General features: G+C 42.3%; 10 protein-coding genes. 5 read left to right on the top strand and 5 right to left on the bottom strand.

Translation table 11 applies throughout. From position 1 onward, the window contains the following. Positions 1-24: 24 nt before the first annotated feature. Complete coding sequence (locus GYK50_RS08365) at positions 25-897, bottom strand: LysR family transcriptional regulator (protein WP_071001286.1); 873 nt, start codon at positions 895-897, stop codon at positions 25-27. A 472-nt stretch (positions 898-1369) separates the two neighbouring features. Here GYK50_RS08365 and leuC point away from each other — a divergent pair, with 472 nt between their 5' ends. The 5 genes from leuC (at position 1370) to GYK50_RS08340 (ending at position 7158) form a co-directional block, all read left to right on the top strand. Then, positions 1370-2788, top strand: a complete 1419-nt coding sequence (gene leuC, locus GYK50_RS08360) for a 3-isopropylmalate dehydratase large subunit (protein WP_071001287.1) — start codon at positions 1370-1372, stop codon at positions 2786-2788. A gap of 141 nt (positions 2789-2929) precedes the next feature. Continuing rightward, a complete protein-coding gene (gene leuD, locus GYK50_RS08355) occupies positions 2930-3580 on the top strand; it encodes a 3-isopropylmalate dehydratase small subunit (protein WP_071001288.1) in 651 nt (216 codons plus the stop codon). 155 nt (positions 3581-3735) lie between these two features. Further along, the gene (locus GYK50_RS08350; RefSeq protein WP_071001289.1) at positions 3736-4455 is read left to right on the top strand and encodes a hypothetical protein; all 720 of its coding nucleotides are present in this window, start codon (positions 3736-3738) and stop codon (positions 4453-4455) included. Positions 4456-4494: 39 nt separating this feature from the next. Then, positions 4495-5598: a 3-isopropylmalate dehydrogenase gene (leuB, locus tag GYK50_RS08345; RefSeq protein WP_071001290.1), complete on the top strand. Its 1104-nt coding sequence runs from the start codon at positions 4495-4497 to the stop codon at positions 5596-5598. A 294-nt stretch (positions 5599-5892) separates the two neighbouring features. Continuing rightward, positions 5893-7158: a L,D-transpeptidase family protein gene (locus GYK50_RS08340; protein WP_071001291.1), complete on the top strand. Its 1266-nt coding sequence runs from the start codon at positions 5893-5895 to the stop codon at positions 7156-7158. 256 nt (positions 7159-7414) lie between these two features. Here the strand turns inward: GYK50_RS08340 and infA are convergent, their stop codons facing one another. The 4 genes from infA to GYK50_RS08320 all read right to left on the bottom strand — a co-directional run bounded on the left by infA (position 7415) and on the right by GYK50_RS08320 (position 11572). Further along, positions 7415-7636, bottom strand: coding sequence for a translation initiation factor IF-1 (infA, locus tag GYK50_RS08335; RefSeq protein WP_021814850.1), 222 nt, complete (start codon positions 7634-7636; stop codon positions 7415-7417). 111 nt (positions 7637-7747) lie between these two features. Then, positions 7748-8587, bottom strand: a complete 840-nt coding sequence (gene truA / locus GYK50_RS08330; RefSeq protein WP_071003569.1) for a tRNA pseudouridine(38-40) synthase TruA — start codon at positions 8585-8587, stop codon at positions 7748-7750. Positions 8588-8630: 43 nt separating this feature from the next. After that, positions 8631-9716 carry an asparaginase gene (locus tag GYK50_RS08325; protein WP_071001292.1) on the bottom strand — a complete coding sequence of 362 codons (1086 nt, stop codon included), beginning with the start codon at positions 9714-9716 and terminating at the stop codon, positions 8631-8633. Positions 9717-9889: 173 nt separating this feature from the next. Further along, positions 9890-11572, bottom strand: a complete 1683-nt coding sequence (locus GYK50_RS08320) for a FimV/HubP family polar landmark protein (RefSeq protein ID WP_071001293.1) — start codon at positions 11570-11572, stop codon at positions 9890-9892. Between the last annotated feature and the right edge of the window lie 22 nt (positions 11573-11594).

Here is an 11594-nt window from a genome sequence, read left to right as displayed (position 1 = left end):
CTAAATTGTTGTATTGGGATGTTTTTACTCAATTGGCGCCAGCAAATCTAGTAGTGCGGTTACGCTACTAGATTGTGTTAGCTTCGGATTGATAACCACACCTAAATAGCGTTGTAACTCAATGTTGTCTGCCATATCGATACGTTCCAAATCTTGACTGACCATAGTTTGCGGAAGGACTGACCAACCCAGTCCAACAGAAACCAGCATCCGAATAGATTCAAGCGGATTGGTACTCATCGTGGCATAAGGTTTTAGGTTATGCTTAGCAAACTCAGCCAAAGTAATCTGACTGGTAAAGGTATTGGCAGACGGTAGAATAGCAGGATAGCGTGCTAACTGCTCTAAAGTGACATTAGATTTGGTCGCTAGAGGTGACAAAGTACCCGTCATAAAATACAGGGGATCTGACCAAAGCGTGTGATAGGTCAAGCGTTTATCGTATACAGGCGGTAGCGTGACAAACGCTAATGACAGATCGCCGTCCAGTACTGCTTTGTGGGCCTTTTCTGAGTCAACAAAATGAACTTCTAACTGAACAGCAGGATAAGTCTGAATAAAATGCTTAAGCACGGGTGCTAGATGATGTAAACCAATATGATGGCTTGTGCCAATTACAAGCTTGCCAGAGACGATATGCTGAGAGTGCTGCAAGTTAATCTTGAAGTTCTCATAATCTTCCAACCAGCGTTTGGCGTGTGGCAGCATCTCAATAGCAGCCTGCGTGGGTACAATCCCGCGGCCTACAGTATCAAATAAAGTAATGTTAAACTCATCTTCTAAGTTTTTGATGCGCTTACTGACGGCAGGCTGAGTAATGAACAGCTTTTCTGCGGCACCTGAAATACTGCCAGTGTGCATAACGGTAACGAATGTCGTCAAGTTTGTGGTGTTCAAACGGATTTCCTTAGCTACTTTATGAGCTATAAATAAAAGTGGGCTGAGCCAATGATAACGTATTAAAAATAAAAGTTTGCATCTGGTTAAAAATCATCAATTATTATTATAGGATTTGCCTGCTATAATCACAAGATATCAAGGCGTATTGTCACATATTTATTCTTTTAAGTTGATTATTTGCAGTCTCAAGCGTGTTTAGGCGCTGCTTATAGCCACAAATCTAAAATTATTAATGAATAATATTTATACTACACAAAATATAGCAATTCTAGAATATATATTTCAATATCATTGATTAGGTAGAAGTTATTGCAAAATGATGCTCTCACACAAATCATAAAGAGCTATCATGCAGTTAAATACGACATTATAGATAAATCTAATCGTTAATTGAACAAACAGAACCTTAGCTTGCCAACAGGTGAGCAAGCGAAAATCAAGTCAGTAGTAATTAATAAAGGATAGCATCATGGCCGGTCAAACTTTATATGACAAACTTTGGAATGCTCATGAAGTCACCAAGCGTGACGACGGTTCGAGCTTAATTTATATCGATCGCCATCTGTTGCATGAAGTGACGAGTCCACAAGCGTTTGAAGGATTGGAGCTTGCCAATAGAGCACCATGGCGTTTGTCTGCCAATATCGCCAGTCCTGATCACAATGTGCCAACAGTCACCAAAGAGCGCTCAGCAGGTGTCACTGGTATTAAAGACAAGGTATCACGTCTGCAGGTTGTCACATTGGATGAGAACTGCACCAAATTTGATATCGCAGAATTTACAATCAACGATGCGCGTCAAGGAATTTTGCATGTCGTTGGTCCTGAGCAAGGTCTTGTGTTGCCAGGTATGACCGTTGTTTGTGGTGATTCGCACACAGCGACACATGGCGCACTTGGTTGCTTAGCACATGGTATCGGCACCTCTGAAGTTGAGCACGTATTGGCAACGCAGTGCTTGATCCAAAAGAAATCAAAAAATATGCAAATCCGCGTCACTGGTCAACTTGGTGCGGGCGTGACCTCAAAAGACGTCGTGCTCGCCATTATTGCGAAGATCGGTACGGCAGGCGGAACTGGACATGCGATTGAATTTGCAGGTCAAGTGTTTGAAGACATGAGTATGGAAGGTCGTATGACTGTCTGTAACATGGCAATTGAGGCTGGTGCTCGCGTGGGTATGGTTGCCGTTGATGATACGACGATAGACTATGTTAAAGGTCGCCCGTACGCGCCAAACGAGTCACAGTGGCCACAAGCTGAAGCCTACTGGCGTACATTATATTCAGATGATGACGCAGTATTTGATACCGTGGTTGAGATCGATGGTAGCCAAATAGCACCGCAAGTATCTTGGGGTACCTCGCCTGAGATGGTCGTTGATATCACCCAATCGGTACCAACACCTGACCAAGCCATTGATGAAGCCCAAAAAGAGGGTTGGTTACGCGCATATACCTATATGGGTCTAGAAGCTGGTCAGAAAATCACGGACATTCAGCTTGATCGTATATTTATTGGCTCATGTACCAATTCGCGTATCGAAGATTTGCGGGACGCTGCAGCAGTGATCAAAGGACGCAAAGTGGCTGATAATATCAAAGAAGCCATCGTTGTTGCAGGTTCTGGACAAGTAAAACTACAAGCAGAGGCTGAAGGTTTAGATGCTTTGTTTACCGAAGCTGGTTTTGAATGGCGCGAGCCGGGTTGTTCAATGTGTCTTGCCATGAATGCAGACAAACTTGAGCCGCAAGAGCATTGTGCATCGACGTCTAATCGTAATTTCGAAGGTCGTCAGGGTAATGGTGGTCGTACGCATTTGGTCAGTCCAGCAATGGCAGCTGCAGCAGCGTTGGCAGGTCATTTTGTAGACGTTCGTACGTTTTAAGACTGATAATAAGTAGCTGACATCATGCTTATATCAACGATAAATATATGAGCATGATGTCAAAACGGTAAAAATTTATTTACTGTTTAATATGCTTATCAAGATCGTCAACCAGCAAAAATATAATTGATAGGAAATTTTATGCAAGCTTATAACACCCAAACCGGTATCGTTTGCCCACTTGATCGCGCAAACGTCGATACCGATCAAATTATCGCAAAACAGTTTTTGAAGTCTATTAAACGTACAGGCTTTGGCGTGAATTTATTTGATGATTGGCGCTATCTTGATGAAGGATATCCAGGCCAAGACCCCAGCACACGTGTTATCAATCCAGACTTTGTATTGAATAAACCCCGTTATCAAGGCGCTACTATATTGCTAGCACGCAGAAACTTTGGCTGTGGCTCTAGTCGTGAGCATGCACCTTGGGCACTTTCTGAGTATGGCTTTCGTACGGTTATCGCACCAAGCTTTGCTGATATCTTTTACAATAACTGCTTTAAAAATGGCATGTTACCGATTGTACTAGATGAAGCAATTGTGGATACTTTAATGAAGGCGACTGTTGCTAATGAAGGCTATGAGCTGACGGCAGATCTTGAGCGTCAGGTAGTCATCACGCCAACAGGCGAAGAGTATGCCTTTGAAGTGGATGCTTTTCGCAAACATTGCTTGTTAAATGGGCTAGATGATATCGGTTTAACCTTGCAGCAAAGCGATGCTATCAAAGACTACGAGCATAAAATGATGCAAAAAACGCCGTGGATCTTTAACGACGTACGCGCTTAGGTAAGGATTTTATGATGCCTTGCTCACAAAACTGCTGGCCAGTCGCAACGCATCGTTGAGTTATGGCGGTGAACTGGCTAAAATGAAGGGTAGTTTTTGACACATTTTATTATCTTCCTTATAAATTATCTTTCTGATAAACAGTAGCCGCCATTATGAATAAAAAACGTTATGCTCTATCGACAAGTACGATTGTTGCTGCAAGCTTATTTTTGTCAGGCTGCCAGCTATTGACGGGCTATCAAAAAATAGATGAGGCAGAAAGTGCGAAAGCGTGGGTAGGTAAGATCCAACCCGTTGCTGGCGAAGTAAATATCGCGTGCGTGGGTACTTACCACTGTGAAATCGTGCAAATAGATAAGACACTGGTTATTTCTCCTGATAATCATGAGCCAGTTAATCCTCAGATTGTAGAGGCTTTACCAAGTTATAAAGGTACTGCAACGCCCCAAATGAGCATAGAGATGACACCGCTCATGAGTAAAAACTCTATAAAGATATTGCCATTAGCCGCATCTGGTATGCCAGGGTTGACCAACTATTATGCACGGGTGATGCCTGCAAAACGTGAAGTCCATGTCAATTTTTATCCAGAGAATAACATGGGATACGTTGAGCGTTTTGCGATGATTCATGATTTTGCGGACGCAGGTACTTACAAGTTACGTGCTTATCAAAAGAAAAGTAGTGAAAAATCTGGCAGTTTGTTGGATACAGCGTCGCCTGAGCCTTTATGTATTGATCTATTACAAGGTAATAAGGTGCAGCGCCGATTCTGTAAACAGTTAGAGTCTGAGCACCAAGGTGAGTTTGTAGAGACAGGCATGGTCAAAGCAGTGACGTCAGCATCTAAACCTAAAACGACCACAGCGTAATAAAAATTAATTGATAAAAATATATCCAAAAGGATTAGTATGGCAACGATTTTAACATTAGCGGGCGATGGTATTGGCCCTGAAATCATGACTCAAGCCATCGACGTGCTCAAAGCCGTCAATGAGAAGTTTTCACTTGATTTGACATTAGAGTCTGGATTGATTGGTGGTGTGGCTATTGATGCCACAGGTGAGCCTTTACCTGATGAAACATTAGCGCGTGCACGTGCAGCAGATGCTGTATTATTAGGCGCTGTCGGCGGCCCTAAATGGGATACGATTGAACGTAGTAAGCGCCCTGAGCGCGGTCTGCTTAAAATCCGTGGTGAGCTGGGTTTGTTTGCCAATTTACGTGTGGCAAAGCTTTATCCGCAGCTAGCCAATGCGTCAAGTATCAAGCCTGAAATTATATCTGGTTTAGATTTGCTGATTGTTCGCGAACTGACGGGTGGCATTTATTTTGGCGAGCCACGTGGTATTCGCACACTAGAAAATGGTGAGCAGCAAGGCTATAACACGATGGTGTATAGCACCAGTGAGATTCAGCGTATCGGTAAAGTTGCTTTTGAGTTAGCAAAAACCCGTGCCCAAGCCGCAGGTACAGCTGCCAAGGTATGTTCAGTAGACAAAGCCAACGTCTTAGAAGTGACTGAGCTGTGGAAACAAACAATGATTCAGATGCAGCAAGCAGAGTATAGCGATGTGGCGTTATCCCATATGTATGCTGACAATGCTTGTATGCAGTTGATCAAAGATCCTAAGCAGTTTGATGTCATGGTAACAGGCAATATGTTTGGTGATATCTTATCTGATGAAGCGGCAATGTTGACCGGTTCTATTGGTATGCTGCCATCAGCGAGCTTGGATGAGGATGGCAAAGGTATGTATGAGCCATGTCATGGTTCTGCGCCTGATATCGCTGGGCAAGATAAAGCCAATCCATTGGCCACTATTTTGTCTGTCGCTATGATGCTGCGTTATACCTTTAAGCAAGAGGAAGCCGCACAAGCGATCGAGCAAGCAGTCAGTGATGTGCTTGATGATGGTCTGCGTACGCTTGATATTTTAGACAGCAGTGAAGCTGGACTCAAGCAAGTGGGCTGTCAAGAGATGGGGCAAGCGGTATTGGCTAAACTGGTATAAGTCAGCTAATCTAATGTAGACCATTTTAAGGTAGTTTTTACAGTTTAATCTCGTTCATTTTATACCCATAAGTTGCTGAGCAATTTATGGGTTTTTTCTGTTATATGATATTGAGTCATGCCTTATTGTAAACGGATCAGTGTGTTTGTTCACTCTCTTAACAAATGCACAGTAGGAAGAGTCGGTTATTAACATAAAGCTGTTAGGGAATAGTGGCAAGACTATGGCAATATATTTTTATAATAAATTTTTCGATATTTTTTGATATATGGTAACTATTTAGGGAGTTTTTTTATGTCTCAATTACTTAAGGTTAGCAGCCTTGTTATAGCGATGGGTACAACGTCCGCATTATTAATAGGTTGTAGTAGCAATGCTAATAATAGCGCACAAACGGCTAATGACAGCAAGTCGCCTAATAGTGGTATGACAGGTACTACAACAGATAATAATAACCATGCAGGAACCGAAGCAAAGATGAGTACTAGTAGCAACCAATCTACTAGTAACCAAACTAATAGCAACAGTATCGATGCTGATACGATGGACAGCACGATGACTGATAGTAACGATATTAGTCCAGTAACCAACGGTGTTAGTCAGCAAATAGAGGGTAATAGCAAAGCCGCAAATTCGCTAAATGAATTACTAACCAAAATTGAATACAGTACAGAAAATCTATCAGAAACTGCTAAAAAGGTAAATGAAGCAACATGGAAAGCTGATACCAAAATTGATCGTAATGTTGCTACCAAATTACAAGCGCTACTGAACTGGAATCATAGTGGTGTGGGTGCAGTGGATGGCTATTGGGGCAAAAACACGCGTAAAGCCATGCAAGCTTTTCAAAAGGCTCAAGGATTACCAGTAACTGAAGCGGTCAATGAAGAGACGTGGCAAGCATTAACTAAGAATTCTACGCTTACTTCACAGCCTGTATTGGTCAGTTATCAGCTGACAGATGCTGATGTGAATGTCAAAACTACCCAAATTCCTGCTAGTGCTGAAGCCAAGGCCAAGCTAGATGGTATGTATTATGAAAGCGTCCTTGAAGCCTTGGGCGAAAAATTTCATATCAGTCGTGATTATCTCAAATCGCTTAACCCCAATGCCAGCTTTAAAAGTGGCGAAACCATCATTGTCTATAACCCAGGTAACCCTAATACAACACCAGTGAGCCGAGTGGTCGCTGATAAAGACACGCAAACCCTATATGCATACGATGACAGTGACAATCTGGTTGCCAGCTATCCAACCACAGTAGGTAGCACAGCAACACCTTCACCAACGGGTACGCATAAAGTCAAAGTCAAAATTCACGAGCCAAATTACACCTATACTAGCGATAATGGCAAAAAATCTATTATCCCGCCAGGCCCTAACAATCCCGTTGGTGTGGTATGGATTGGCCTTAGCAAACCATCGTATGGCATTCATGGATCACCCGATCCTGAACGTATCAGTCGTCAGGCATCAGCAGGTTGTGTTCGCCTCACTAACTGGGATGCACTGAGCCTATTAGGTGTTATCAAGAACGATGCCACTGTCGAGTTCAAATAACTCATCGTTTAATTATTTCATAAAACGCAGACAAAAAAATACCGCTGAAATTTAGCGGTATTTTTTATGGTAAAACAAACAGCAAACACGAAATAGCTAAAACAGTGATAGGCAATAATGAGCAGGTTAGCGTTTTCATTATTATTATCAGTCAAACCACTCAAGCGTCTATATCAGCTATCAGCGATAAAGTAGCTATTTGGTTATTGGCTGTATTTTTATAAATACTTTTATAACCATATGAGTTGGCGAGTATTTAGTTTTTACCACGGTAAGTAATACGACCTTTAGATAGGTCATAAGGGGTCATTTCAACCTTAACTTTATCACCTGTCAAGATACGAATATAGTGCTTACGCATCTTACCTGAGATGTGTGCAATGATTTCGTGTCCGTTTTCTAAACGAACCTTGAACAAAGTGTTAGGAAGGGTATCAATGACTTCGCCTTCAAATTCGATAATATCGTCTTTTGCCATAATTTGTATCAATCAATTAAAAATAAGCCCATATTATACGTAAGTTAGCGGATTAAAGCAATACAGAACCTGGTTTTGACTTGACAGCATGTAAGTGATATGTATGCTAATTTAGTCAGGTAAGTTTAACCAAATCGGTGTGAGGGGTGCCTGCGGCAATAGTCGCTGGAAATGCTCAGGATAATAGGCATTGATGAAATACAAGCCATCCCCTGAGGCCGTAGGCGGCGCAATTGTTCGATCCTCTTTGCTCAAAATGTTTAAAAAGTCTGCTGGCTCTAACTCATGTCTGCCAATCGCGTATAGCGTACCCATCAAGTTACGAACCATGTGATGCAAAAATCCATCTGCCTGTATATCGAACACTATAAACTGACCATGAGCGAAAAGGTCGGCATGACTGACGGTACGTACTGGCTGATTGGATTGACAGGCTGCCGCACGGTAGCTGCTAAAATTGTGAGTACCAACGATATCGGCAGCTGCCTTTTGCATCGCTGCTAGGTCTAAAGGCTCATAGATATGGGTAACCTGATGATTGAGTATCGCAGGGCGCTGCGCTTGATTAAGGGTGATATAACGATAACGACGAGCAATCGCACCAAAACGCGCATGGAAGTCAGCTGGCATCGGTTGAATCCAGCGCAAAGCAATATCGTCAGGCAGTAGGCTATTGACACCGCGTAACCAGTTATGAGTAGGGCGATACGCATGCGTGGTAAAATGAGCAATCATATTGCTGGCATGGACACTGGCATCAGTACGTCCAGCGGCGATGACTTCGACGGATTCATTGGCGACCTTGCCGATAGCGGTTTCTAGTGCTTCTTGTACACCCAGCACTTCTCGTTGCCGCTGCCAACCATGATAGTGCGTACCCAAAAACTCAATCGCAATCGCCAAAGTATAGGTTGGTGAACGTTCAGGTTCGATAGTTTCAATCTTAGACATTTTGGTTTCTAAGCTTATAAAGTCGGAATTAATTAAGGAGCATTTATCGCTTTTTGATGCTTGTGCCAGGCTGACTGACATTATTCAACCAGCGCTGTCGGCGCCTTGCTGGACTGTCATAGCGCAGTAGCAACCATAACAACCGTGCATAAATAGCAGGGATGGTTAAGCGTCCACCAGCAATAACGTGGTAGTCATATTGCCAACTGCCTGCCGCGTAGCTGTCGCTCACACCGCCAAACGGACATTGACTGGCAGATATCACCATGTGTCCATGCTCGTGAACCAAATCAAGCGTCTTTGCTAGTGCAGTCGAATAGGGAATATTCCCCGCGCCAAATCCTAATAGGATAATGCCACAAGACGGCTGTGATAATAACGCTTGTAGTTGATCATTGAGCACCTGAACATCATTAGGTAAGCAGTATAAAGCATGGATTTTGGCCTGATCAGCACTTGCTTTGATATTGGGTAGTAAGTCTTGCTGATCATCAAGCCAATGCTGCCTACGGGTATCTGAGAGATTTTTTATATAACTGTTGGCTGGATACGCTGCTCGAGAGTGACCAGTAAATGCCATAAGGTCATGACTGTGAATTTTTTGCACCGTTTGTGCAGGCCACGATTCACCGCCAAAGCTGATCTTGACACCTGATTCACCAGCCGCAGCTAGCTTCAATGAGTCGTTAAGGTTGCCCCAAGCGTCGCTATGAGCATCGATATCGTAGGAGTGAATCACTTCACTATCTAATAACGGCCGCATACTTCCAGTGACCACAATACAAATATCGCTACCGGCAAACGCTTCTGCTAAAAATGCACCTAAATAACTCAACGTGTCAGTGCCACTAATCAGGACAAAGCGTTTATTACCTTGATTATAAGCATTCAGTAATAGCTGATAAAAATGTACAAAATCAACTGGCGTAAGCTGGCTACTGTCTTTGATCAGCGTGTTGTCTAGCCATGAAATTTCTGGTGAACCAGTCGTATTGCCTTGCTCAGCCAATAGTTTTTGTAGCGTAGGTAAAAAGATATCTGCCGATAGCGGCGCTAGAGGTTTGCCATAGCTACCAAAGGTACCACCAGCATAGATTAATTGAATGGGGTCAGACATAGTTTTGGTCATAAAAGAAGATGGCATAGTATCAACACAGTAAACAATTATGAAAAAAGAAGCGCCAGAGCGTTTATTAGTGACAGGTTGAGAGGTCAGTAATAGATAGTATCAGAATTAAATGCAAAAAATCAGCAAGCCTCCGATAATAAGAGATACTTGCTGATAGGCATCTAAACGACTGATTATGCTGTGCGCTCAAGTAATAGTTGTGCTTGTTGTTTCTGCTCACTATTACCCTGAGCGATCACTTCATTAAGCAAACGTTTGGCACTGTCATATTCGCCTAATTGTAAATACTGATTGGCTAAATCTAGCGTCACTTGATTGCTATCTAATGATTTTACAAAGTCAAAATCTGCGGCAAAGCGCGATGAAAAATCTTCTGCTGATTCAACCGCTTCATGACTGATATCTGTTTCAGGTTCTGCTGGTGCAACGGTAGAGGCTGGGGGAGTCGCTACGGAAGAATCTAATAAAGAGTCAGTTTCTATGATATCGAAGTCATCAGCTATAGGCGTGTCATCATCAAATCTTAACGACGTAACTGGCGTAGTATCTGATGCTTCAAAAGCATCAATGTCGGTGTCATCGTTGATCAGTTGTTCTTCAAAACTTAAGTTTGCAACGCTATCATCTTCGAGAGTACTACTGTCATTATCAGCGTTTTCAAAGTCAATATCTTCCAAAACAAAGCCATCAATATCGTTACTTACGTCAGTAGTAGATGGCTCATTAATCGCGAAAGTGTTAACGGCATCAATATCGTCTGATTCGTCCAGATCGTCTAAAGATAAAGTAAAGTCATCTTCAATGTTTTGGACAGCATTGCTAGAAGCTTCTTCTTCATTTTTATTAACAGAAGCATCTTTATCTGCATCGGCTGCTAAATCATCAAAATCTAAGATGAAGTCGTCTTCTAATACTAATGCTTCGCTTTCACTGTCTTGAACATCTGATACGTCAGAATTTTCAATTAAAGTGTTTTCTGCAGGTGATTCAAAATCGAACTCAAAGTCACTAAGGTCGTTGTCTTCTATGACCTCATCATTCTTGGCCTCGTTATTTTCGATGGTATTAGTATGGTCGCTTGTAGAAATATAAAGGCTATCATCATCCGTGGCCAATGATGTAACAGGAGTCTCATCAGTAGCATTTGACTCATTGAAATCATCTTCTAAGTCACTGAGCGTCAGATCAAAGCTATCGTCTACGTTTTCAGTAGGCTCACCTGAAAACACTGGGCTATCGATAGGTTTGTCTATTACTAAATCGTTATTATCTTCAATAACAGGACGATCAGATATGTTAGCGGTATCATCGGCTTGATTAGTAGTAGATAAATCGAAATCTAGACTATCAAAACCATCTTGATTGTTTTCTGTTGTTGCCTCGTCTGTTACCACTTCTGGTGCGGCTACTGGGCTTTGCTCTCCAATGTATAAATCTTTTAATTCATCAGCAAGCGTAATGGTTTTGGCATCGTTATGCATTTTAATGCGGTTATAGACATCATGAAAGTTTTCTGGCTGATCTAGCGTAGCGTATATGCTCAATAGCTTAATAGATAACTGACTGTCATTAGGCTTTTCGTTTAGTCCACGATTGATCGTTTCAATGGCTTTGTCGTAGCGCTGTTGATCCATGAAACGCTGGGCAATCGTAATATGATCGAACTTATTGCTATCATTTTGATTGGTTTGGGCAGCAGTGCCATAATCCGTTTTTGATGCTGGTGCAGCGGTATTTTTTACTGAGCTTGCAGGTGGTTGTACACTTTGGTTTTGTGCTTTATTTTTGCGCAATAAAAAAACAGCGACTAACAGGATAAGCACCAATCCAGCGATGATATATAGCATATTGTCCATAGTTATTCCTACTCCTAAGATC

Origin of the sequence: Psychrobacter pacificensis (genome assembly GCF_018336615.1) — a bacterium.
Lineage (GTDB): Bacteria > Pseudomonadota > Gammaproteobacteria > Pseudomonadales > Moraxellaceae > Psychrobacter > Psychrobacter pacificensis.
The sequence above is the reverse complement of the archived record's forward strand: the minus strand, read 5'-3'. Positions and strand labels throughout refer to the sequence as shown.